A 23,143-nucleotide genomic window follows, 5' to 3' on the forward strand; every position below is an offset into this window, starting at 1 on the left:
CATCAGTCACTCTACGAACAAGGTCGCTACCGAAACTTGAATCAAACTGAGTCGACCGCTCTGGAACGCGTGTTACAGGTCACAAAAAACGTGACCAGCCTAAAGGTGCGGTGATTTCCTCACCACTCAACCATAGGCCAATTGTCCTTAAATCAGTGACATCTGGCGACCCGGCGGACAGAAGGCATCGCAGTCCAGATTAAAACCTTCCCGACGATTAAGCCCCAGGCGCTTGATGGTTTTGTTGAAACGTTGTGCCAGCAGGTCTGCAAAGGGGCCTTCGCCGCGCATCCGGGCACCAAAACGACTGTCATAGAGCTCACCGCCACGGCTCTGGCGTATCAGGCTCAGCACATGAGCGGCACGCTGCGGATAATGGGCGGCCAACCATTCTTCGAACAGCGGCGCCACTTCCAGCGGCAGGCGCAGCATCATGTAGGCCGCGCTTTGCGCGCCGGCCGCATGCGCCTCGGTCAGCAGGCTTTCGAGTTCGCTGTCGTTGATCATCGGAATCATCGGCGAACACAACACACCGACCGGAATACCCGCTTCATGCATGACGCGTATCGCCCGTAACCGGGCCTTGGGCGCTGCGGCACGCGGTTCGAGGATACGTTTGAGCTCATCGTCCAGGGTGGTGAGGCTGATCATCACCGCCACCAGCCGTTGCCCGGCGAGTTCGGCCAGCAGGTCGAGGTCACGAAGAATCAGCGAGCCTTTGGTGATGATGGTCACCGGATGGCGGTAACGCAGCAGCACTTCGAGGGTTTTACGAGTGATTTTGTGCTCACGCTCGATTGGCTGGTAAGGATCGGTGTTGGACCCCAGGTTGATCGGCGCGCACTGATAACCGCGTTTGGACAGCTGTTCTTCCAGCACATCGGCGGCGTTGGTCTTGGCGATCAATTTGGTCTCGAAATCCAGCCCCGGCGACATGTCCCAATACGCATGGCTGGGCCGTGCATAGCAGTAGATGCAGCCATGTTCGCAGCCGCGATAGGGGTTGATCGAACGATCGAATGGCAAGTCCGGCGAGTTGTTACGGGTGATGATGGTTTTCGCCGTTTCGATGCGTACTTCGGTGCCCTGGGTGAGCGGCGCTTCCTGATACCAACCGTCATCCTCGGCCACCGAGCGATTCGGCGCGAAGCGGTTGTGCGGGTTGGTCGCGGTGCCGCGTCCGCGAGGGGGCAAGGGAGTAGCCATCGACAAAATCCTTTAGCTGTATGTGCATACAGTATACGGACTCGATGCAATCGACCAGTGCCGCTCGGCGTGTGAATAATGTGAGGCCGGTCATTATGAGAAACATAATGCGCATGGCAAGTTTAGTGGCGTTGTTAGTATTCTTCATTTCGCACGAAGTTGTCGTGTTAATCATATTAAAAGGATTTAATAAATGTCGAATTACAATCAGCGTGGCGTATTCCTTCAACTGTTGGCACCTACGCTTGTTAGTCCAAAAGAAGTTCGGGTTTCCATGCAGTTTGCGCTGAAGGAAGAGGGCTATGACCCCGAGAGCCGAACGTCTACTTACTCTCTGCTGGACACCAGCACCCGCGAGGCCGTGTCGAATGACGGCGGCATGACCTTCACCCTGAGTGGCGCACCCGATGTAAACGGCAATGGCGAGATTGATGCACAGGACAAAGTAGTTCTGGTTGCATTGGCAAAAGCCTATTCGAAGATTATTAATCCTTAACTCACGCAATATATAAATATTGACGAGTCGACGATTTAACGGCGAACTTGTAAAGCGATGCGGATCTTTTCGTGTCGCTTTATAGTATTGAAATGTATCGGTACCACGAGCGTGGCCAGTTCACAATTCTTTGACAGCAGGCTCACAGGCCTTTGACTGCTCAAGGCTGATGCTGCGTGACACCTATCCACACTTTTTCATACGGTTGTCCGAGCATGTCCCGACTGCGCCTCATGCCAGCCACATTTCTGTTGTCACTGGTTGCACTTTTCAACCTGACTCTCGCCCTTGCGGATGACAGCGCGTCCCCTCGTCCGGCGGAATGGGCGCAACCGGTCGAAGCGAAATACAACCTCTTTCAGATGTCCCCGACGCTCTACCGCAGCGCTTTGCCCGATCGCGGCGCCATTGCATTACTGGAAAAATTGCAGGTGGGAACCGTCATCAATTTCCTGCCAGAGTCAGACTCGAGTTGGTTGTCTGTGCCGGGTATCGCTCAGGTTCAGTTGCCCTATCGGACCAATCACGTGGACGACGCGGATGTACTCAAGGCCCTTCGTGCCATTCAAGCCGCCGAGGCCAGTGGCCCGGTGCTGATGCACTGCAAACACGGTTCGGACCGCACGGGCTTGATGGCGGCCATGTACCGGGTCGTGATCCAGGGTTGGAGCAAGGAAGACGCCCTGAATGAAATGACTCGGGGCGGCTTTGGTGATAGCACCCATTTCAAGGATGGCGTGCGTTACATGATGCAGGCCGACGTCGATAAACTCCGCATCGCGTTGGCCAATGGTGATTGCAGCACCAGCCCGTTCGCCACTTGTTCGATGAAGAGCTGGTTCAAATCGGCTCACGTTGAGTAATCACGGGTTTAGCTGGCAATGATCTCTGGCTAGGCCGTTAACAGTTGATCGGTGGCCGACCGCCCCAGGAACTCATTCAAGGCAATCAGCAGTGAGCGTGAGTCGCCAGGTGAAAAAAAGGCTTCGCGAAAGGCCCTGCCGGTTTGGGGGTTGAATAACCACTCCTGCTGAAACCGCTTGAACACCTCGGTCGCCAGCACCCCCGACCATTGGTAGGCGTAAACCGTGGCCGCGTAGCCGGTCACCATGTAGTCAAAGCTGTTGGCGAACCGGCAATAGGACGGCAGTTGCAGGCCGGGAATCCTCCTCTGAACGTCCTCGAAGACTTGCTGAAGGCTGCGGCTATCACCCTGGCAAAGATGCAAATCGAAGTCGAGCAAGGCACCCAGCAGCAGTCTCGCGGTTTCCCGGCTGGTTTGTGTTTGAACAGCGGCCAGCGCTTTGTCGATACGTTCCTCGCTCAATCGCTCGCCAGTTTGGTAGTGCGCTGCCAGCCACAATAGAAACTCGCGCGACAGGCACCATCGCTCGAACAGTTGACCGGCGAACTCCGCGGTATCACGACCCAGTTGTGAAATACCGGAAAGGTTGTGATGAGGTGATCGCGTCAGGGTGTGCTGCAAACAATGGCCGAACTCATGAAAAAGCACCCGCAGGTCCTGGTGGGTAAGCAGGCACGGATGATCGGCGATCCCTGGGGTGAAGTTGGGGTGAAGTATCGCAATCGGCAGTATCAATCGACCCTCGGCATTCACTCGTCGATTGCGTCGTGTGGCGGTCCAGGCATAGTCCGAAGCCTCCTCTCGATGGAAGGGGTCGAGGTAAATGTGTCCGATCACCTGCCCATGCTCGCTGACTTCGAACAGTCGCACGCTGTCATGCCAGCGACTGAACGTTGTCTGTTCGGCGATCTTGATCCCGAACATACGTTCGCTGAACAGGCAAAGCCGATGCAAAGTCCCGTCGAGGGGAAAATAGGCCCGCAGGTCATTCAGGGCACCTGCGAGACTTTGCTGGCGCAATTGTTCGGCGAGAAAATCATGGTCCCAGGCGTGGACTTCACTCAGGCCACACTCTAGCGCGAACGCATCGAGCGCTTGGGTGTCCCGCACAAGCGCCGGTGTCTCAAGCGTCACCTGTCGACGCAGAAACTCGCTGACTTGCGCCGTGGATTCGGCCATTTCTGATGCGAGACTCAATTGCGCGAAGTTTTCGTACCCAAGCAGTCGGGCTTTCTGCTGACGCAGGGACAACAGACGCTCCAATACGGGACCATTATCAAATGACCCTGCGTTTGGGCCCTGATCGGAAGCGCGTGTGGAGTAGGCGATAAAGTATTCTTCGCGAAGGGCGCGGTTCTCGGCGTAGGTCATGACTTGATGGCGGGTGTGCTGGTCAAGACGAATCAGCCAGCCATCTTGTCCTGCCTGTCGGGCGTTGCGCGATAGACGGTCCTTGGTCTCCTGGGGTAGGCCATTGAGCCGGGTGATGTCGTCGATGTGCTTGCTCCAAGCCGAGCTGGCACTGTGCAGATTGCTCAAAAAAAGGTCTTCGAACAGGCTGATACCGAGGTTCAGCCGCGTCAGCTGTTGCTGTTGCTCGGTGGATAAATCGATTCCCGACAAGCGAAACTCACGCAGAATCTTGCTCATGACGGCTTTGCGTGAATCGTCGAAATTCTGAGCAATCGAGCTTTGCGCCAGACGCAGGCAGGCTTTCCAGAGTTCCCGATTGCTCATCTTCTGCGTCTTGTACTGCGCCAGGGCGTCTCCACAGCGACGGCTTGCGGTGTCCCACGCTTTATTGTCGTGTTTGACCGTCATCAGGGTTTCGATAATGCCCATCGCTTCATCCAGGCGAGCATCGGTTTCAACAATGGCCAGCACCAGGTCATCCCAGGTCGGAAATTCGGATTGACTGGCCGTGATCTCGGCAATGGTTTGGTGATTGTCGGCAATGATTGATTCGATGGCCGGCACCAGATGCTCGGCGCGGATGGCCGACCAAGGCGGGAGATCCCAGTGGTGCAAAAGCGGATTGGTATCAGGCATGGCGTCTTCCTTGATAGTGGCTGAAGGGATCAGCCTAAGCGGGAAGCACGCAGGAAGGGCGGTAGATAGATACCACCTTCCACCCGTCAAAGAGTGGAAGGTGGTGTCGACTCAGTGTTGCTCGTCAGGTTTTTTCTTCAGCTTCGGGTTCGGGAAAAACTGTACGGCCTGAACCTTGGCGTCCGGCACTTTCAGTGCCGAGGTGTTGACCCGCGTGCCCAGTTCCTTGGGCACGGAAAGGCCTTGTTCATTCAGGGTGTCAGAATAACCGCAGGCCACGCACTCGCGATGTGGCACGTCGTCTTCGCTCCACATCATTAGCTTGTCTGGCTCGCTGCAAGCCGGGCAAACCGCTCCGGCGATAAAGCGTCTTTTGGTAATCACAGGTCCCTCACTCATGCTGCCGCGTCCTCACTCAGGCCGCTGTGGCGCAAGAGTGCGTCAATCGATGGCGCACGGCCACGGAAGTCGACGAACAGCACCATCGGTTCCTGGGAACCCCCGCGCGCCAGGATGGCCTCGCGGAATGCGCGACCGGTCTCGGCATTGAGCACGCCGTCTTCTTCGAACTTGGAGAACGCATCGGCCGACAGCACTTCCGCCCACTTGTAGCTGTAATAACCCGCCGCGTAACCGCCGGCGAAGATGTGGGCGAAGCTGTTCGGGAAGCGGTTGTAGGCCGGTGGACGCATGACCGAGACCTCGTCGCGCACGCCTTCAAGCACCTGCGCCACGCTACGACCGTCGCCGTGGGTGGCGTGCAGCTCGAAGTCGAACAGCGAGAATTCCAGCTGACGCACCATCATCAGGCCGGACTGGAAGTTTTTCGCCGCGAGCATTTTCTGCAGCAGGTCCTGAGGCAGTGGCTCGCCGGTTTCATAGTGACCGGAGATCAGCGCCAGGCCTTCTGGCTCCCAGCACCAGTTTTCCATGAACTGGCTCGGCAACTCGACCGCATCCCAGGCTACGCCGTTGATGCCGGATACACCGGCGTGTTCGACGCGGGTCAGCAGGTGATGCAAGCCGTGACCGAATTCGTGAAACAGGGTGGTGACTTCATCGTGAGTCAGCAGCGCCGGCTTGCCACTGTCGGCCGGGGTGAAGTTGCACACCAGATTGGCCACCGGGCTTTGCAGCACGCCTTCAGCGGTGCGGCGACGATCGCGGGCGCCGTCCATCCATGCCCCGCCGCGCTTGTTGGCGCGAGCGTAGAGGTCGAAGAAGAATCGGCCGACGTGCTGGCCATTTTCCTTGATCTCGAACAGGCGAACGTCCGGGTGCCAGGTATCGAAGCCTTTCTGTTCGGCGATCTCGATGCCGTACAGACGCTGAACGATGGCAAACAACCCGCTCAACACTTTGTCGATCGGGAAGTAGGCGCGCAGGGCTTCCTGAGCCACGCTGTAACGTTGTTCGCGAAGTTTCTCGCCGTAGAAACCGCTGTCCCAGCTTTGCAGGTCCGGGCAGCCTTGTTCGGCGGCATAGGCTTTGAGCTGTTCCAGGTCCTGAGCGGCAAACGGCTTGCTGCGCTTGGCCAGGTCGCGCAGGAAACTCAGCACCTGATCGCTGGACTCGGCCATTTTGGTGGCCAGGCTCAGCTCCGAGAAGCTGGCGAAACCGAGTAATTTGGCCAGTTCCTGGCGCAGGTCGAGGATTTCTTCCATGACCGGGCCGTTATCGTTCTGACCGGCATTCGGGCCTTGGTCCGAGGCACGGGTGCAGTAGGCGGCGTAGACTTCTTCGCGCAAGGCGCGGTCGTGGGCGTAGGTCATCACCGCGTAGTAGCTCGGGAATTCCAGGGTAATCAGGAAGCCGTCCAGGCCTTTGGCCTGCGCTGCCGCCGCCATTTGCGCCTTGGCCGAATCGGTCAGGCCGGCGAGGGTGGCTTCATAGGTGACGTGCCGGGTCCATGCTTGAGTGGCGTCGAGCAACTGATTGGAGAAGCGGCTGCCCAGCTCCGAGAGTTTGCTCTGCACTTCGGCGTAACGTTTTTGCTCAGCCTCTGGCAGGTCAATACCCGACAGGCGGAAGTCACGCAGGGAGTGTTCCAGGATAGTTTTCTGCGCCACATCGAAACCGGCGGCTTCGGGACTATTGGCGAGCGCTTCGAACGCCTGGAACAGTTCGCGATTCTGGCCCAGCTCGGTGGAGTACGCGCTCAAGGCGGGCAGGCAGGACTCGTAGGCTTCACGCAGTTCGGCGCTGTTGCACACGGCATTCAGATGGCTGACCGGGCTCCAGGCAGCACCCAGTCGATCATTGAGTTCGTCCATCGCCAATACCAGACCGGCCCAGGTGGGTTGTTTGCCTTGGGATTTGAGGATCTCGATAATGGCGGCGCGGTTGTCAGCCAGGATCTGTTCAATGGCCGGTTGCACGTGTTCGGCACGGATCGTGGAGAACGGCGGCAGGTCGTAGGACTGCAAAAGAGGGTTGTTCACGCTCACGGTTGGCACCTTGGCTGGAAGAAACATGCGGCCATCTTAATTACAATCGACGCTCACCGCAGCTATCGGCAACAGAGAGAAACCCTATCGTGAACCTTCGCAAGTATCAGAACCACACGCCGCTGCTGGGTAAAGGCGCTTTTGTCGATGGCTCGGCGGTGGTGATCGGCGACGTCGAAATCGGCGAAGACAGCTCTGTCTGGCCGCTGACCGTGATCCGTGGCGACATGCACCGCATCCGTATCGGCGCGCGCACCAGTGTTCAGGACGGCTGCGTGTTGCACATCACCCACGCCGGCCCGTTCAACCCCGATGGCTTTCCGCTGCTGATCGGCGACGATGTGACCATAGCGCATAAAGTCATGCTTCACGGGTGCAGCGTGGGCAGCCGGGTTTTGATCGGCATGGGCAGCATCGTCATGGACGGTGCGGTGGTCGAGGATGACGTGATCATTGGCGCTGGCAGCCTGGTGCCGCCGGGCAAACGCCTGGAAAGCGGCTTCCTGTATGTGGGCAGCCCGGTGAAACAGATCCGACCGCTGACCGACAAGGAGAAGGCTTTTTTCACTTACAGTGCGGCGAATTACGTGAAGCTCAAGGATCTGCATCTGGCTGAAGGTTACGACCAGCTCTGACTCTCTTCCATTATTGCCCAGGATTATTCATGCATTACCAAACCGTTTTATTCGACCTCGATGGCACCCTGACCGACCCGCGCGAGGGCATCACGCGTTCGATCCAGTTTGCCCTGAGCAAACTGGGGATCAACGAACCTGACCTGACCAAACTGGAACACTTCATCGGCCCACCGTTGTTACAGGCGTTCATGCAGTTTTACGACTTCGACGAGCCCAAGGCCTGGGAAGCGGTGAATTACTATCGTGAACGCTTCAAGGTGACCGGCCTGTACGAAAACCGCGTATTCGACGGTGTAACCCCACTGTTGGAAACGTTGGTAGGGCAGGGCCGGCAGTTGTACATCGCGACATCCAAGCCTTGGGTTTTCGCCCGGGAAATCGCCCGACACTTTGATTTCGCCAAACACTTCAAAGTGATTTACGGCAGCGAGCTGGACGGCACGCGCACAAATAAAGTCGAACTGATTGCGCATCTGATGGCTGAAGAGGGGCTGGATCCTGCCAACACCCTGATGATTGGCGATCGTAAGCATGATCTGATCGGTGCGCGCAGTAATGGGCTGGATGCAGCGGCTGTGGGTTACGGGTTTGGCAGCCACGAAGAGTTGAGTGCAGAAGCACCGACCTATCACTTTGAAACGCTGGACGCGATGCACAGGGCGTTTTTGCAGCGCTAGTCAGAGGTCTATCGCGGGCAAGTCTTGCTCCTAAGGGGTATGCACAGATTTCCAAATCTGTAGGAGCAAGGCTTGCCCGCGATGGCGGCAGTTCAGTCGACGGAGATCTTATCTGCCAAGGCTTTCAACGTCGCCTTACGTTCCCCAACCGGCAACGCCCCCAGCTTCTCGACGGCCGCATAAAACCTCACCCAGTCCCCACCTTCTTGCTTGAACAGCACAGCAAACGCAGGCCCCCATTGGTCATACAACCCAAACGGCAACAGCCGGGCATTGTTCATCGGCGCGTTGACCCAGGCGTCATAGCGCCTGTCCCCCACCCATTGGCTGTCACGTAACTGCCGGTATTCGCTGCGCAGTCGCTCGAACTCATCGGCCTTGCGCTGGCGCATTTGATCCGCTGGCAAGGGCTGGGCGTACAGCTTTTCAAGGCGCGTGCGCGTGTCCAGCACCAGCTGAGTGAATTGATCCCGTCGTAGTGCCTGTGCTCCGGTGTCTGGCGCCAGACCGCGGGTTGCACGCCATTGGCGAGTGCCTTCCTGTTCGACGAAGGTTGCGAAAGATTCGTTGAACTCCGTGTTGTCCTTCACATAAATACGTTGATGCGCCAGTTCGTGGAAAATCAGCGTCGCCAGCCGTTCGTCACCCCAGCCCATCATTGAGCTGATAATCGGGTCGTTGAACCAGCCAAGTGTCGAGTACGCCTCGACACCCCCAATCGAAACGTCCATACCTTGCAGGCGCTGCAAGGCCGCCTCGCCGCGTGCCGCGCTCTGGCTGTAGTAACCGCGATAAGCGACGCAGCCGGCAATCGGGAAACAATGGTTCTGTGGCTTCAGGGAAAACTCCGGCGTGACGAAGACATTCCAGACAACGAACGGCCGGCCAATGTCGGCATACAGGCGATAGCTTTGATTGTCCGGCAGGTGCAAATGCTCGCTGGCGAATGTCCGGGCTTTTTGTGACTGGGCCAGATGCGCACGCAGTGTCCGATCGCGCGATGGATCGGCAATCACCTCGGCCACCGGTTCACGAGCCCGCAGCAGTTGCAGCTGACCCGTTGCCAATTGACTGTAATAGCTGACGCTGGTGCAACCGTTGAGCAGCAAAAGCAACATACCCGGAAACAAAACGCGCAAAACGCGATCAAGTAACCCAAGGCTTGGAAACGGCCTGATCAAAATAAAAACATCCTTGGAAAGTCTGCCCGCAAGACTATCCCGCCTGACTGGAGCTGCGCTATGCACAAGATGATGCTGACGGGGGGCCTGTTGATGCTGACGGGCTGTGCTGTATTTGGATTGCCTCACCCTGATCCGGCGCAGGCGTGGATCGACCTGGACTCGCAACGAAAAGACTCGGCGCTGCAAGCGTTGGAAGTCGATGATAAAGCCACGACCGACAAACGCTATTTTCAGGTGCAACCCGGCAGCCACGAGCTGACGGTGCGTTACCGGTTCCCGGTCGCGCCGACCAATATCGGCCCGGATGCCGAGCCGTTATGGCGTGACTGTCAGCTAAACGTGAAATTCAGCGACTTCAACGCCGGGGAGCGTTATCAGCTGCAAGCGGGGAATATCGGCTTCAGGCCGTGGGCGAAACTCTATAACCAACAGCGAAAAGTCATTGGCCACGGCACACCGGCAGGCTGCCAACACACCTGATCGGCGGTATGCTGAATGACCAAATCATTGGGACATTCATCATGCGCAGGTTAATGCTGTTGCTCGCTGCCAGCGTTGTTGCTGGCTGTCAGAGTCCGTTGCCGCCGGTTGATCCACAGATGGCTTGGGTCGACTTCTCTGTGCCATTCCCCAACGATAAGTTGCTGATGGCCGAGCGATTGGACAAGCGGCGATTGAATGACGGACGCTTTTTCCAGGTTACGCCTGGCAGCCACGAGCTGCTCGTCCGATTCGATTTTGAAATACCGGGTGGGGGTGGCTTGGGCGTCATGGACGGTCCAACGGAACGGCTGTGCTACCTGACCATCCAATATGATCATTTCGAAGCAGGTCAGCGTTACGTGCTGGTAGGCCAGTCGATCACGCTTGTTCCGGGCGCCCGGTTGTACAACGCCAAGCGCGAAATCGTCGCAGAAGACCGGGAGTCCTATTGCCTGTGAGGCGAATCAGCGGTCGTTTTTCTGATAGATGATTTTCTTGGTGCCGTTTTCGCATGAGCCCACGACCATGTTCTGATCGTGCACCTCGTCATTGGTGACGATTTCCAGGGTGTAGGACGAAACCCCTTGTGCCTGGATCTTGGCTTCGATCTCGGCCTTGAGTTCTTCACAGGGTTTCGGTGCCGCAAGGGCCGATGTGGCCAATGCGCAACAGATAACCGCCAAGGTAAAACGTTTCATGGTTGAAGCTCCTTTGAGGCAGCGCGCAGGGTTATGCGTATTCACTGCTGTCATTTATTCGACCACAATTTCGCTGGTCAGGTTTTGTCCGGGCGCAAAAAAAGAACGCAGCCGTTGAGGGCTGCGATCTTTTATCGGTTTGCGCGAACAGCCGCCATCAGCTGAGCAACGTCGCCTCCAGCGTGATTTTCGCATTCAACACTTTTGAAACCGGGCAGCCTTCTTTGGCTTTATTGCTCAGATCCTCGAATTGCGCCTGCGTCGCCCCCGGGATTTTCGCCTGGAGGATCAGTTTCACGGCGGTGATTGAAAAACCACCGTCCACTTGATCCAGAGTGACTTCGGCTTGGGTATCGATGCTGTCAGCCTTGAGGCCGGCATCGCCAAGAATCATCGAAAACGCCATGGAGAAGCACCCCGCGTGGGCTGCGCCAATCAGCTCTTCCGGATTCGTACCCTTGCCGCCCTCGAAACGTGCCTTGAAGCCGTAAGGCGCGTCCCTGAGCACGCCGGTTTCAGTGGAGATCGAGCCGATGCCGGTTTTCAGGTCACCTTCCCAATGAGCCGATGCTTTCTTCGTAATAGCCATACCTGCCTCCTCAAGATCCGGCACGAGCGTCGCGCCTTTGTGGTTTTCGGTTGCCAAGGGTTCTGAGGATAGCCGGCAGTGCAAAGTTCACCCGATCTTGTTTGTCCTACTATTTTCGTAGGTTTTTTGCCTTGGCTATTGAAACTCGGGTATATGCCCTCATTGCATGAAACACGCTTATGGATTCGGCAGGTTTTCGTTTGTAAGAAAAACCTGCGCCCTAACTGGAGAAGCAGGTTTATGAAACGACTGTCCGACATCAAATTCTCGACCCTTGATCTGGTGCCTGTGCGCGAGAACGGCAACGCAGCCCAGTCGCTGCGCAACTCCCTGGACCTGGCGCAGCATGTCGAAAAATTCGGCTACAACCGCTTTTGGGTCGCCGAACACCACAACATGGATGGCATCGCCAGTTCGGCAACTTCCGTGCTGCTCGGCTATCTGGCGGGGGGGACCTCGACCATTCGTGTCGGCTCGGGTGGCGTGATGCTTCCTAACCACGCGCCGCTGGTGATCGCTGAGCAGTTCGGTACTCTCGAAAGTCTGTACCCGGGGCGGATCGACCTGGGCCTGGGCCGCGCACCCGGCTCCGATCAAATGACGGCCCGCGCGTTGCGCCGCGAACGTTCCGGCAGCGCCGACGACTTCCCTGATGACGTGGCCGAACTGATGCGCTACCTCGGTCCACGCACCCCGGACCAGCGGATCATCGCCATGCCGGGCACCGGCACCAATGTCCCGGTCTGGTTGCTGGGTTCCAGCCTGTTCAGTGCGCAACTGGCCGGCGAGCGCGGTTTGCCCTACGCCTTCGCCTCGCATTTTGCACCGCGCTTCATGCACGAGGCGATTCGCGTCTACCGCAATCACTTCAAGCCTTCAGCGGTATTGGATAAGCCCTACGTAATGCTCGGTGTGCCGCTGGTGGCGGCTGACACGGACGAGCAGGCCGATTACTTGGCGACGTCGGTCTATCAGCGAATTCTCGCCCTGATGCGTGGCCAAAGCCTGGTCCAGCGTCCGCCGGTGAAAACCATGGACGGGTTGTGGCTGCCGCATGAGCGCGAAGCGGTCAGCGATTTCCTAGGGTTGGCGATGGTGGGCAGCCCGCAGAAAATCCGCGCCAAACTGGACGTGCTGGTTGAGCAGACGCAAGCCGACGAACTGATTTTTACCTGCGATCTGTACGAACATTCCGATCGTGTTCACTCCTATGAACTGCTGGCGCAGGTCATGAAGGGTTGACGCTCAAAACGCGCCCATGAAAAAGCCGACGCATTGCGTCGGCTTTTTCCTTTAAAGCGCGATCAAGCTACTTCTTGTAGACGATGACCTTGGCGCCCGCTTCGCATTTGCCGACAACTTTCCCGCCGGCGGCGGCACCTTTATCGACAATTTCCAGCGAGTAACCAGAAACGCCCTTGGCATCCAGCTTCGCGGCGATTTCGGCTTTCAGCTCTTCGCATGGCTTGCCGCCAGCAAACGCTGTCCCCGCAAGGCACAACAAACCAACTGCCAACATAAACTTCTTCATCGGTCGCATTCCCTGGTCGGATCAAAAGAGGATCCAGTCATCGGCTGGATACACACATGTAGCGCTTTGCCATTCCCTATGGCAATCGGCCAGCGCGCAAGTTCAGAAGACTAGCTCAAACTCAGCTGCTGGCAATCCGGAACCCGACTTTGAGCGTCACCTGAAAGTGGGCCGCCTTGCCGTCCTTGATGTGCCCGCGGGTCTCAGTCACTTCGAACCATTCCATGTACTTGAGGCTTTTGCTGGCCTCGGCCAGCGCGTTGTTGATGGCGTCTTCAATGCTGCTGGTGGACGAGCCGACCAGTTCGACTTTTTTGTAGGTGTGATGGTCAGTCATGGCGTTCTCCTCAGGGTGTGAGATACAGCCTAGCAGTGATTTTTCGTATGACTTGTGTCGGTCAATCGGAAGGGGAAGTTCCGAAATACTGCACTTTCTCCAACCCCTGAAGTCCCAATCAACACACGCAACTCAATCAACGCAGGAGAGCCACCATGGCCAACACCTCTTTACGTAAAGCCTCATTGCAAAGCATGGAAGCCGAAATCGAGAGTTTGCTCAAATCGTTGGAAAGCTTGAAAGACGATGCGTCGGACGAGTCGCGTAGAACCCTTAAAACCTTGAAGGTCAACGCCGAAAATGCGCTGAAACATTCGCGTCATTTGCTCAGCGATGCGTACGAAGAAGTCAAAGTCAAAACCCGTGAAACCGGGGTCGCCACTCGGGACTACGCCCAGGAACACCCTTGGACGACGGCCGGTGTTGCCGTGGGGGCGTTGGGTCTTCTCGCGGCTTATCTGCTGTGCAAGCGCGGGGATTAATCTGCCTGGCGCAGTTCATTCTTCAGCCACTGCGCCAACTGCCGAGCCCGCCCATCCGCGGCGCGCTTGGGTAGCCACAACGCCAGTTGCGCCGGGGTTTCACTGAAACCCCATGGCGCAACCAGGCGACCGGCCTTCACGTCCTCGGCCACCAACGGCTCTGGTGCAATGGCCACTCCCAGGCCGGCCACTGCGGCTTCCAGCAAATAGTACAAATGCTCAAAACCTTGACCATACTTCAAACCCTTGGGATCGAGGCCGTTGTGCTGCGCCCAGCTCGGCCACGCCTGGGGTCTCGATGTGGTGTGGAGCAAAGGCTCGTTCCGCAGCGCAGCCGCCGGTACGCCTTGCAACTTCTCGTAGCCGGCGAATCGCGGGCTCATGACGGGGCCGATCCGTTCGCTGGTCAGTTCATAGACCTGCATGTCCGCCGGCCACGGCGGTTCGGCAAATACCAGCAACGCATCGAGACCTGGCCGGCGCGGGTCAAGATCGCCTTCGCCAGCGGACAGGTGTAGGCGCAGGTCAGGCAAGTCCGTATTCAGCCGTCCCAGGCGTGGAATGAACCAGCGCGCCAGCAGGCTTCCCGAGCAGCCGAGTACGAAGGGCGCATCGGCGGTGCTCTGCGTCAGCTCTGTACACACCGTGCGTAACCGTTCGAACGCTTCGCCGCTGGCGTCGCGTAATCGAGTGCCGGCATCTGTGAGTTTAAGGCCGCGGCCATCCTTGACGAAAAGACTCACCCCGAGGTGCTCTTCCAGCACCTTCAGCTGTCTGCTGACTGCGCCATGGGTGACGTGCAGCTGTTCGGCAGCCTGACTGACGCTGTTCAGGCGGGCAGTGGCTTCGAAGGCACGAAGGGCGTTCAGCGGGGGGAGGTCATGGCTCATGGGATATGTGAGTTTTCCTGACAGGTTGCGGCGATCTTATCGGTTTTCAGAGTGGGGCGTCAGGGGTAGAGTTAAGCCCACTCTCTTTTCAAAAGCATCATCCCACCCATTCAACCGGAGCGACCCATGACCCAGACTAATCTGCGCAATGGCCCCGATGCCAACGGCCTGTTTGGCGCGTTCGGCGGCCGTTACGTTGCCGAAACCCTGATGCCGTTGATCCTCGACCTGGCCCGCGAATACGAAGCGGCCAAGGAAGATCCGGCGTTCAAAGAAGAATTGGCCTACTTCCAGCGCGACTATGTCGGACGCCCGAGCCCACTGTATTTCGCCGAACGCCTGACCGAGTTCTGCGGTGGTGCGAAGATTTATCTGAAGCGTGAAGAGCTGAACCACACCGGCGCGCACAAGATCAACAACTGCATTGGCCAGATCCTGCTGGCGCGGCGCATGGGCAAGAAACGCATCATCGCCGAAACCGGTGCAGGCATGCACGGCGTGGCGACCGCTACCGTAGCCGCTCGTTTCGGTCTCGACTGCGTGATCTACATGGGCACCACCGACATCGAACGTCAGCAAGCCAACGTGTTTCGCATGAAGTTGCTGGGCGCCGAAGTGATTCCGGTCGTCGCCGGCACCGGCACCCTGAAAGATGCGATGAACGAAGCGCTGCGTGACTGGGTAACCAACGTCGACAGCACCTTCTACCTGATCGGCACCGTGGCCGGACCACACCCGTATCCGGCCATGGTTCGCGACTTCCAGGCCGTTATCGGCAAGGAAACCCGTGAACAGCTGCAAGCGCAAGAAGGTCGCCTGCCGGACAGCCTGGTGGCGTGCATCGGTGGCGGTTCCAACGCCATGGGCCTGTTTCACCCGTTCCTGGACGACAAGAGTGTCGAGATCATCGGCGTGGAAGCTGCCGGTTACGGTATCGAAACCGGTAAACATGCAGCCAGCCTGAACGGCGGCGTACCGGGCGTGCTCCACGGCAACCGTACTTTCCTGTTGCAGGACGACGATGGCCAGATCATCGATGCTCACTCGATTTCCGCCGGCCTCGATTATCCAGGTATCGGCCCGGAACACGCGTGGTTGCATGATATCGGTCGCGTTCAGTACACCTCGGTGACCGACGATGAAGCCCTCGATGCGTTCCACAAATGCTGCCGCCTGGAGGGGATTATTCCTGCACTGGAAAGCGCCCACGCCCTGGCCGAAGTGTTCAAACGCGCACCGACCTTGCCGAAGGATCACCTGATGGTGGTCAACCTGTCCGGTCGTGGCGACAAAGACATGCAAACCGTGATGCACCACATGGAACACTCCCAACAAGAGCAATCCAAGCAGGAGAAACACTGATGAGCCGCCTGCAAACGCGCTTTGCCGAACTCAAGGAACAGAACCGCGCCGCCCTCGTGACCTTCGTCACCGCTGGCGACCCGAGCTATGACACTTCCCTGGCAATCCTCAAAGGCTTGCCCGCGGCTGGCGCCGACGTGATCGAGCTGGGCATGCCCTTCACGGATCCGATGGCTGATGGCCCGGCGATCCAGTTGGCCAACATTCGTGCCTTGGGCGCCAAGCAGAACCTGGCGAAAACCCTGCAAATGGTTCGCGAGTTCCGTGAAGGCAACACCGAGACTCCGCTGGTGCTGATGGGTTATTTCAACCCTATCCACATGTACGGCGTGCCACGCTTCATCGCTGAAGCCAAAGAGGCCGGTGTTGATGGCCTGATCGTGGTCGACTTGCCGCCCGAGCATAACGGCGAGTTGTGCGACCCGGCTCAGGCAGCGGGTCTGGATTTCATTCGTCTGACCACGCCAACCACTGATGACGTGCGCCTGCCGACGGTTCTGAACGGCAGCTCCGGTTTCGTTTACTACGTGTCGGTTGCGGGTGTGACCGGTGCAGGGGCGGCGACGCTGGAACACGTTGAAGAGGCGGTTGCGCGTCTGCGTCGCCACACAGATTTGCCGATCAGCATTGGTTTTGGCATTCGTACTCCGGAGCAAGCGGCTTCCATTGCTCGCCTGGCAGATGGTGTTGTCGTGGGGTCGGCATTGATCGATCACATCGCCAATGCGTCGACGCCGGATCAGGCGATTGATGGTGTGCTCAGCCTTTGCGCAGCGCTGTCGGAAGGCGTGCGTCAAGCGCGGGTCAGCTGAAGGTAAAGTTCCTGATACAGAGGAATTAGAGCCTCGCGGCACAGACTAACCAGCAAGACCGAGGGCTTCAGGACTACGTTCTGAGGCCCTTTTTGCTGTATGTGCAGTGAGGAAAGCCCCGATGAAAATGCCGAAACGTCTGATTGCCAGCCTGGGCGTGCTGATGCTGAGTGCCACCCCATTGCTGCACGCGAGCGCTGATCAGCGCGACGATCACGACCATGGCGGCCCTCAGCAGGGTCAATACGATAACCATGGCGACAATCATGGCGATGATCACCGTAGTCATCAGGACAACCATCGCGGGGGCCCTCCGCCCCGGGACTTCGGCCCGGTGCGCCAGACGATTCACGACAATCATGGGTATTTTGTGCGCGGTGCGCCACCACCTCCGGGTATTCATCTGGAACGCGGCCGGCCGTTGCCCCACGGCTATTATGGTGAGCGTCTGGACAATCGCGCGCTGGGTCGCCTGCCGTATTACCCGGGGTATGAATGGCGTCGTGCAGGCGGCGACATTGCGCTGATCGCCGTAGGCAGCGGGGTTGTTTACGAAATTCTGGAAGGGGTTCTTTGATTTAACGTGCAAGCAAAAAAAGGGCTTCGTGGATCATCCACGAAGCCCTTTTTACTAGGGCAGCTCCAACCCGCCAGCTGCCTTGTGCAGCTTTCTCAGATGTTCGCCAACTTGCTTCAGGTTGGCTTCATTGGCGGCCATTTCGGCTGCACGACTCGGTTCGAGCAGCGCTCTCACTTCCTTGTCCAGGTCGCCTGTCAGCACCAGAAGTTGCTTTTGGCGCAGGCTGCTTTCTGATTCCAGGCGTTGCCATTCACTCGGTTGGGGCAATCCATAACCGCTGCTGCCGAGCAGTTCCGCCGGACGGCTGAGGTAGCCGCTGTTGGCCAGAATATCCTTCAAGGTCGCATTGGCCTTGTCCATACCGCCGTTTTCCAGATTCCGAGCACCCAGGTAACGCTGCTTTACTTCGTCCTGAGCCAGCAGCAATTGCTGGCGCAAGGCTGCCTGTTCCAACAACAACAACGCCGCGCTGGCGCGCAGGTCAGCCTGTTCGAACCATTGCCGGCGCTCTACCGCTTTCAATGCCAGCCAGTCTTCGACTTTTTCCTGCTTGATCGGCAAGCGCTTCTTCAACACGTCGAACATGGCTTGATAACGATCGCGGAAGGAGTCGAAGCGATAACCCAGTCGGAGCGCTTCACGTGGGTCATCCAGCACGCTGGTATCCGCCAGCCCGCGCCCCTTGAGCACTTTGAGCAAGCCGTTCGGCATGATGTTATCCAGTCCGACCAGTTGTGCATTATTGGTGCCGCTGCGCAGCAACTTCAGCTCCTCCACCGCGCAGTTGTTGGACAGGAAAAAGTAGCTGCCGTCGTAACTCCAGTGCATCTCGGCGGCGCGCTCCACGACGCCTTCGATCTCGCTGCGCGACAGATTGAGCGGCACCGAGGCGAGGCTGCGCAGTTCGGTCTTGGTGTATTCGTCGATCACTTGGGCCAGTGGCAGGACAAACAGGCGCGACGGGTATTTACCGACCAATCCGTCCCAGCTCGAGAGCTGTACGTCACCGACGAAGGCGCGATAAGACAAGACCAGATGCTGGTCCAGGTCGAGACGGCAGTCGGGCCCCCGTGGTCGTCCTGGCGCACAGATCACCAGTCGCAACATGCTGTGGCCCCAGCGGCTGACCCAGTTCTGATTGGCTTCGGCCAGCAGATAGTCGACGGCATAGACCCGTTCCGGATCCACCTGCCCAAGGGGTTGCTTGGCGAAGTCATTGCCAGCATTGAGGAAGGCGAAGGTTTTGGCGCAGGTGTTTTTGGCTGCCGGCGCCCAGCCGAAGTGTTCCTGGTAGTAGCGATACAGCATTGGACGACGACAGGCGTAGCTCGGGTCGAGTAGGAAATACTCCATGTTGACCGCGACGAACTCTTTGGGACTGTCCGTTTCGTAGATGTCCGGACTGCGGGCGATCTGCTTGTTGTGTTGTTCACGTTCACCGCGACGGCCGACGTATTGTTGCCAGCCGGCCAGGTCGAGCAGGCGTGGATCGTCGCTGAGGGTGAAGCGACGATCATTCTGGCCACGGCACTCGTCAGGAATACCGACCAGTCCGGCACTGTTGTTGCGCCGGGTGCAGCGTTGAATCAATTTACGCTCCGCGTCTGGCCACAGGCGCGAGCGGTCGTAAATGTGGGTGAGCTCGTGCACCACCGTGGCGAGCATTTCCCTGCGTACGGTGCCGTGAGGGCGATAGGTTTTCCTGGTCGCGGCGCTGCCATCGGTAAGGCTGGCGAGCAGGTTGCGGTTCAGGTCGAGTTCGGACACCAGCGATGCCTGGCCGTAGGCATTGCTTGGCATGTTGTCGGTCCAGCCGACATCAATGCGCCGATCCAGTTGCTCGATGAAACGAGGCGGAAGCGCCTGCATGGCTTCATCTAACAGTGCCTGGCTGGCCTGCTGTTGTGCCGGGCTGAGACCTTCAGTCTTGAGTTGTAATTGCAGACTGGCGTGAGCCGCGTTGCCGAACAGCAACATGACCCCGGCCAGCAGCCAGGCGGCTGGCGACTTCACAGGGCGAGGATGGCTTCGGCGAGTACCTGGTCACTGGCATCCCGGGCCTCAGGCACGCGATCGCGCAGGGTGTTGAAAGCCGCTTCGAGGTGCGCGCCACGGATATCGCCGTCGCTGGCAACAAACGTGGCTGCGTCGTCGTGGGCTTCACGAATGATCTTCGAGTCACGGATGGAGGTGGTGGTATCAGAGGTGAAATCAAGCGTGCGCTGGGTGGCACGAATGAGCATGTTACTGGTGGCAACCAGGGTATGGGCCTGTGCCACATCGGCCAGCAACAACAGACCAAGGGTGGCAGCAATCAGCGGGCTACGCATGGAACGACTCCGGGGAAACAAGGATAACTATTGGACGAGAATTGCCAGTGCCAGTTCAAGGTCGCTTGCATGAAGTTTGGGCTGGGTCTGGCGCAGATAAATCAGGGCGGACTCCAGCTGTGCTCCTCGCAATTGGGTGTCGCTGGCGATGAATGCCGCTGCATCATCGTGAGCGGCGAGCAGCAGTTTACGGTCGAAGGGCGCGGAGGTCACCAGACTGCTGCCATAACCACTGGCGACAGTACCTTGTGTGGAAAGATTGAAGGCATCGAAAGCATGTGCCGAGCCCGACCAGCAGGCCACAAGCAATAGGGGCGTGAGCAACAACCTTGAATGAAAACGCATGAGACTCGATAGCTGAAAGCGAGCCCCAAGGCTAGCGCAACGTCCGGTCTAGAGCCAGCGCCGAAACATGGGGACACGTTGGGCGTGTCCCACGTCAGGGCTTTCGCTTAGATGGTCAGGATGGCTTGAGCCAGCTGTGCATCCGTTGCGTTCAGCTGTGGCGCCTGGTGGCGAATGTAATCGAGCGCACTTTCGAGTTTTACGCCGCGGATGGCACCTTCGCTGGCGACGAAGCTGGCGGCATCATCGCGCGCTTCACGCACAATCTTGTTGTCCTTAAAAGAAGAGGAAACGACGTCGGTGGTTGCATCGGACGTGGCCTTTAACGCTTTGACGACAGCGTCAGTGGTCACGACAAAGCTGGTGGCGTTGGCATTGGCAGCCACTGCAAGCAGGGCTGCGACGCTGAGCAAGCGAAGACGGGACATGGTGTATCTCCTTCAGGAAAACCAATTGAGAGGTGGCAAGGTATCTGCTGGATCAGACGCCTGTTGTACAGCGTGCGCCACGTTCCGGTTGATATTAGGCCTGCTTTTAACAGTTCGCACAGCCCGTCTGTTCAGGGTCGGTCGCTAGCGCCAGAACGGTTTATCCAGTTCATTGACGCGATCGGCGTGGCTGATGCCCAGGTCTGAAAGCTGTTGATCGTTTAGCTGACCCAATAGGCGCCGGGTTCTGGCCCGTTCCAGGCCGCGGGAGAGTGCTGCCCACGTACGTTGTAGCCAGGTGAAACAAGGTTTCGCTTGCGGCGCAGGTGCGGAAATATCTTGTAAGTGATTCATGGCGCGATCCGTGTGCTTTGGAATGAGCCTCCATGGTGGCCCTCCCCGTTTTTGCTAAACAGATACACCGCATAGAAATTGTACTTGTACAGTGATCGGTTTTAACAAACTGTACCGCTCTTGCATAACGCTGTTGTTTTTCCGAGTTCGATGGCGCGAAAACGACAAAGCCCGTCGTGGTTTCCCACGACGGGCTTTGTTTTTTCAATCTGGAGTGCTGGCAGTGGACCCGAGGGGTCAGGGCCAGCGACGCTAGCTTAGCGCCAGAACGGCTTGCTCAGCTCTTCGTAGCGTTGTGCTTCGCTAATCCCGGCGTCAGCCAGCAGACGCGAATCCAGGCGAGCCAGTTGATGGCGGCTGGAGATGCGGCGCTGCCACAGCATCAGGTTGGCGATAACGCGCAGAGGCATCGAGGCTTGGGTTTTTGCAGCAGTGTCTTCGAAGAACAGGCCGGAACTGAGTGTACGTTCCATGATTGACATCCTTCCGCTTGTGGCGGGATTAGGTAGTGGTTTAACTGGTGCCCATGATCCTCTCGTTTGCCTAGTCACTGTAGATACAGTTCATCTGTATTGTGAGGGCTCAGTTAACTGTTTATAGGCGGTGTACTGGTAAAAATTGAGGCAACTGTATCTATCTGCACTTATTTAGTGCGTTTTCGTGTGAATGGTTTGAAAAGGTAGGGAATTACGGTAGGAAATGACCAGTACAGCAGTACAGTTTTAAACAGATTTCCACGAAACAATAGCGCGCTGACGAAACTGTGTTTGCGTCAGCCGCTATCTGTACCAATTACGCCTTGAGCATGCGCCCTGTTTCTTCCAGGTTGATGTGCCAACTCAGCGCATCGCGCAGGATATGTGGCGTGTGTCCGCCGATTGCACAAGCTGCGGTGAAGTAGTCGTCCAGGGCCTGGCGATAGTCCGGGTGCACACAGTTGTCGATGACGACCCGCGCCCGTTCCCGTGGTGCCAAACCACGTAAGTCAGCCAGACCGATTTCGGTGACGAGGATGTCGACGTCATGCTCCGTGTGGTCAACGTGGCTGACCATCGGCACGACGCTGGAGATTGCCCCGCCCTTGGCAATCGATTTGGTGACGAAGATGGACAGATGCGCATTGCGTGCAAAGTCGCCCGAGCCGCCAATGCCGTTCATCATCCGTGTGCCGCACACGTGCGTGGAGTTGACGTTGCCATAGAGGTCGAACTCCAGCGCCGTGTTGATACCGATAATGCCCAGTCGACGCACCACTTCCGGGTGATTGGAGATTTCCTGTGGGCGCAGCACCAATTTGTCCTTATAGCGCTCAAGGTTGCCAAACACGTCGGCATTGCGACGACTCGACAAGGTGATCGAGCTGCCCGACGCAAAGCTCAGCTTGCCGGCATCGATCAGGTCGAATGTCGAATCCTGCAGTACCTCGGAATACATGGTCAGGTCTTCGAACGGTGAGTCGATCAGGCCGCACATCACTGAGTTGGCGATGGTGCCGATACCGGCCTGCAATGGGCCAAGCTTGTTGGTCATCCGTCCGGCAGCCACTTCCTGCTTGAAGAAGTTGATCAGGTGGTCGGCGATGGCCTGGGTCTCGGTGTCCGGTGGCAACACCGTGGAGGGGGAGTCGGATTGATTGGTGATCACGATCGCGACGATCTTCTCCGGCGGGATCGGGATGGCGGTGCTGCCAATGCGATCATCGACCTTCACCAGTGGAATCGGCGTGCGGGTCGGGCGGTACGTCGGGATATAGATGTCGTGCAGGCCTTCCAGGTTCGGGTTGTGCGCCAGGTTGATCTCGATGATCACGTGTTTGGCGAAAATCGCGAAGCTGGCCGAGTTGCCGACCGATGTGGTCGGTACGATATGGCCCTGTTCGGTAATGGCAACGGCTTCAATCACCGCGATATCCGGCAATTTGAGTTGTTGGTTGCGCAGTTGCTCCACGGTTTCCGAGAGGTGCTGGTCGATGAACATCACTTCGCCTGCGTTGATGGCTTTGCGCAGGGTGCTGTCCACCTGGAAGGGCATGCGCCGCGACAGTACACCGGCTTCGGTCAGCTGTTTGTCGAGGTCGTTACCCAGGCTGGCACCGGTCATCAGGGTGATTTTCAGCGGCGTGACCTTGGCGCGTTCGGCCAGCGCGTGAGGTACGGCTTTCGCTTCGCCGGCGCGGGTGAAACCACTCATGCCGACGGTCATGCCGTCCTCAATCAGAGCGGCAGCGTCGGCAGCGCTCATCACTTTATCCAACAACGAAGGCAGGCGAATACGGTCACGGTACATGGATTGTTATCTCGGGCAACGGGTAGCAGGATGCGCAGTCTAGTGAATTTCGCGGGCGCCTGTCCCGCTACCAA

General features: G+C 57.9%; 28 protein-coding genes. 11 read left to right on the top strand and 17 right to left on the bottom strand.

Annotated elements, in window-relative coordinates; translation table 11 throughout:
• Positions 1-147 precede the first annotated feature (147 nt).
• On the bottom strand, positions 148-1,206 hold the full coding sequence (locus C7534_RS21000) for a PA0069 family radical SAM protein (protein WP_046031078.1): 1,059 nt from the start codon (positions 1,204-1,206) through the stop codon (positions 148-150).
• Positions 1,207-1,399: 193 nt separating this feature from the next.
• Here C7534_RS21000 and C7534_RS21005 point away from each other — a divergent pair, with 193 nt between their 5' ends.
• Together C7534_RS21005 and C7534_RS21010 are read left to right on the top strand one after the other, a co-directional pair.
• The gene (locus C7534_RS21005) at positions 1,400-1,702 is read left to right on the top strand and encodes a hypothetical protein (RefSeq protein ID WP_046031079.1); all 303 of its coding nucleotides are present in this window, start codon (positions 1,400-1,402) and stop codon (positions 1,700-1,702) included.
• 215 nt (positions 1,703-1,917) lie between these two features.
• A complete protein-coding gene (locus C7534_RS21010) occupies positions 1,918-2,565 on the top strand; it encodes a phosphatase domain-containing protein (RefSeq protein WP_046031080.1) in 648 nt (215 codons plus the stop codon).
• A 29-nt stretch (positions 2,566-2,594) separates the two neighbouring features.
• On the opposite strand, the gene C7534_RS21015 is transcribed toward C7534_RS21010, so the two are convergent.
• The 3 genes from C7534_RS21015 to prlC all read right to left on the bottom strand — a co-directional run bounded on the left by C7534_RS21015 (position 2,595) and on the right by prlC (position 7,063).
• Positions 2,595-4,616 (bottom strand): M3 family metallopeptidase, encoded by a 2,022-nt coding sequence (locus tag C7534_RS21015; RefSeq protein WP_109786901.1) that lies wholly within the window; start codon positions 4,614-4,616, stop codon positions 2,595-2,597.
• A 111-nt stretch (positions 4,617-4,727) separates the two neighbouring features.
• Positions 4,728-5,015 carry a YheV family putative zinc ribbon protein gene (locus C7534_RS21020; RefSeq protein ID WP_046031082.1) on the bottom strand — a complete coding sequence of 96 codons (288 nt, stop codon included), beginning with the start codon at positions 5,013-5,015 and terminating at the stop codon, positions 4,728-4,730.
• Positions 5,012-7,063, bottom strand: coding sequence for an oligopeptidase A (gene prlC / locus C7534_RS21025; protein ID WP_109786919.1), 2,052 nt, complete (start codon positions 7,061-7,063; stop codon positions 5,012-5,014). The genes C7534_RS21020 and prlC overlap by 4 nt, the downstream gene beginning before the upstream one ends.
• Before the next feature lie 89 nt (positions 7,064-7,152).
• Between prlC and C7534_RS21030 the strand changes: the two genes are divergently transcribed.
• A complete protein-coding gene (locus C7534_RS21030) occupies positions 7,153-7,698 on the top strand; it encodes a gamma carbonic anhydrase family protein (protein ID WP_109786902.1) in 546 nt (181 codons plus the stop codon).
• Positions 7,699-7,727: 29 nt separating this feature from the next.
• Positions 7,728-8,378 (top strand): HAD family hydrolase, encoded by a 651-nt coding sequence (locus C7534_RS21035; RefSeq protein ID WP_109786903.1) that lies wholly within the window; start codon positions 7,728-7,730, stop codon positions 8,376-8,378.
• A 92-nt stretch (positions 8,379-8,470) separates the two neighbouring features.
• On the opposite strand, the gene C7534_RS21040 is transcribed toward C7534_RS21035, so the two are convergent.
• A complete protein-coding gene (locus tag C7534_RS21040) occupies positions 8,471-9,559 on the bottom strand; it encodes an aminopeptidase (RefSeq protein ID WP_109786904.1) in 1,089 nt (362 codons plus the stop codon).
• Between the two features lie 60 nt (positions 9,560-9,619).
• Here C7534_RS21040 and C7534_RS21045 point away from each other — a divergent pair, with 60 nt between their 5' ends.
• Together C7534_RS21045 and C7534_RS21050 are read left to right on the top strand one after the other, a co-directional pair.
• Complete coding sequence (locus C7534_RS21045) at positions 9,620-10,042, top strand: PA0061/PA0062 family lipoprotein (RefSeq protein WP_046031086.1); 423 nt, start codon at positions 9,620-9,622, stop codon at positions 10,040-10,042.
• 41 nt (positions 10,043-10,083) lie between these two features.
• Entirely contained in the window at positions 10,084-10,503 is a 420-nt protein-coding gene (locus tag C7534_RS21050) for a PA0061/PA0062 family lipoprotein (protein WP_046031123.1), read from the top strand.
• A gap of 6 nt (positions 10,504-10,509) precedes the next feature.
• Here C7534_RS21050 and C7534_RS21055 read toward each other — a convergent pair whose 3' ends face one another.
• The gene (locus C7534_RS21055; RefSeq protein WP_109786905.1) at positions 10,510-10,743 is read right to left on the bottom strand and encodes a DUF1161 domain-containing protein; all 234 of its coding nucleotides are present in this window, start codon (positions 10,741-10,743) and stop codon (positions 10,510-10,512) included.
• Positions 10,744-10,900: 157 nt separating this feature from the next.
• Positions 10,901-11,332 (bottom strand): OsmC family protein, encoded by a 432-nt coding sequence (locus C7534_RS21060; RefSeq protein ID WP_109786906.1) that lies wholly within the window; start codon positions 11,330-11,332, stop codon positions 10,901-10,903.
• Positions 11,333-11,572: 240 nt separating this feature from the next.
• Between C7534_RS21060 and C7534_RS21065 the strand changes: the two genes are divergently transcribed.
• Entirely contained in the window at positions 11,573-12,574 is a 1,002-nt protein-coding gene (locus tag C7534_RS21065) for an LLM class flavin-dependent oxidoreductase (RefSeq protein WP_046031089.1), read from the top strand.
• A gap of 67 nt (positions 12,575-12,641) precedes the next feature.
• Here C7534_RS21065 and C7534_RS21070 read toward each other — a convergent pair whose 3' ends face one another.
• Together C7534_RS21070 and C7534_RS21075 are read right to left on the bottom strand one after the other, a co-directional pair.
• Positions 12,642-12,863 carry a DUF1161 domain-containing protein gene (locus C7534_RS21070; RefSeq protein WP_109786907.1) on the bottom strand — a complete coding sequence of 74 codons (222 nt, stop codon included), beginning with the start codon at positions 12,861-12,863 and terminating at the stop codon, positions 12,642-12,644.
• 121 nt (positions 12,864-12,984) lie between these two features.
• Entirely contained in the window at positions 12,985-13,200 is a 216-nt protein-coding gene (locus tag C7534_RS21075) for a dodecin (protein WP_008027736.1), read from the bottom strand.
• 155 nt (positions 13,201-13,355) lie between these two features.
• Between C7534_RS21075 and C7534_RS21080 the strand changes: the two genes are divergently transcribed.
• Entirely contained in the window at positions 13,356-13,682 is a 327-nt protein-coding gene (locus C7534_RS21080) for a DUF883 family protein (RefSeq protein WP_109786908.1), read from the top strand.
• Here C7534_RS21080 and C7534_RS21085 read toward each other — a convergent pair.
• On the bottom strand, positions 13,679-14,572 hold the full coding sequence (locus tag C7534_RS21085; RefSeq protein ID WP_109786909.1) for a LysR family transcriptional regulator: 894 nt from the start codon (positions 14,570-14,572) through the stop codon (positions 13,679-13,681). The genes C7534_RS21080 and C7534_RS21085 overlap by 4 nt on opposite strands.
• Before the next feature lie 126 nt (positions 14,573-14,698).
• On the opposite strand from C7534_RS21085, the gene trpB reads away from it, so the two are divergent.
• From trpB to C7534_RS21100, 3 genes are all read left to right on the top strand, one after another.
• Positions 14,699-15,934 carry a tryptophan synthase subunit beta gene (gene trpB, locus C7534_RS21090; RefSeq protein ID WP_007902766.1) on the top strand — a complete coding sequence of 412 codons (1,236 nt, stop codon included), beginning with the start codon at positions 14,699-14,701 and terminating at the stop codon, positions 15,932-15,934.
• Positions 15,934-16,746, top strand: coding sequence for a tryptophan synthase subunit alpha (trpA, locus tag C7534_RS21095; protein WP_109786910.1), 813 nt, complete (start codon positions 15,934-15,936; stop codon positions 16,744-16,746). The genes trpB and trpA overlap by 1 nt, the downstream gene beginning before the upstream one ends.
• A gap of 121 nt (positions 16,747-16,867) precedes the next feature.
• Positions 16,868-17,323 carry an anti-virulence regulator CigR family protein gene (locus tag C7534_RS21100; RefSeq protein ID WP_109786911.1) on the top strand — a complete coding sequence of 152 codons (456 nt, stop codon included), beginning with the start codon at positions 16,868-16,870 and terminating at the stop codon, positions 17,321-17,323.
• A 54-nt stretch (positions 17,324-17,377) separates the two neighbouring features.
• Here C7534_RS21100 and C7534_RS21105 read toward each other — a convergent pair whose 3' ends face one another.
• The 7 genes from C7534_RS21105 to C7534_RS21135 form a co-directional block, all read right to left on the bottom strand.
• Positions 17,378-19,339, bottom strand: a complete 1,962-nt coding sequence (locus tag C7534_RS21105; RefSeq protein WP_109786912.1) for a DUF7844 domain-containing protein — start codon at positions 19,337-19,339, stop codon at positions 17,378-17,380.
• Positions 19,336-19,656 carry a DUF2388 domain-containing protein gene (locus tag C7534_RS21110; protein ID WP_046031096.1) on the bottom strand — a complete coding sequence of 107 codons (321 nt, stop codon included), beginning with the start codon at positions 19,654-19,656 and terminating at the stop codon, positions 19,336-19,338. Before C7534_RS21110 ends, C7534_RS21105 begins: the two co-directional genes overlap by 4 nt.
• A gap of 27 nt (positions 19,657-19,683) precedes the next feature.
• Positions 19,684-20,001, bottom strand: coding sequence for a DUF2388 domain-containing protein (locus C7534_RS21115; RefSeq protein WP_077430953.1), 318 nt, complete (start codon positions 19,999-20,001; stop codon positions 19,684-19,686).
• A 107-nt stretch (positions 20,002-20,108) separates the two neighbouring features.
• Positions 20,109-20,429: a DUF2388 domain-containing protein gene (locus tag C7534_RS21120; RefSeq protein ID WP_046031098.1), complete on the bottom strand. Its 321-nt coding sequence runs from the start codon at positions 20,427-20,429 to the stop codon at positions 20,109-20,111.
• A 144-nt stretch (positions 20,430-20,573) separates the two neighbouring features.
• Positions 20,574-20,783 carry a DUF1127 domain-containing protein gene (locus C7534_RS21125; RefSeq protein WP_077430952.1) on the bottom strand — a complete coding sequence of 70 codons (210 nt, stop codon included), beginning with the start codon at positions 20,781-20,783 and terminating at the stop codon, positions 20,574-20,576.
• A 257-nt stretch (positions 20,784-21,040) separates the two neighbouring features.
• The gene (locus C7534_RS21130) at positions 21,041-21,256 is read right to left on the bottom strand and encodes a DUF1127 domain-containing protein (RefSeq protein ID WP_046031099.1); all 216 of its coding nucleotides are present in this window, start codon (positions 21,254-21,256) and stop codon (positions 21,041-21,043) included.
• A 319-nt stretch (positions 21,257-21,575) separates the two neighbouring features.
• Entirely contained in the window at positions 21,576-23,069 is a 1,494-nt protein-coding gene (locus C7534_RS21135; RefSeq protein WP_077430951.1) for an acetyl-CoA hydrolase/transferase family protein, read from the bottom strand.
• Between the last annotated feature and the right edge of the window lie 74 nt (positions 23,070-23,143).

It is taken from the genome of Pseudomonas sp. OV226 (genome assembly GCF_003148705.1).
GTDB lineage: Bacteria > Pseudomonadota > Gammaproteobacteria > Pseudomonadales > Pseudomonadaceae > Aquipseudomonas.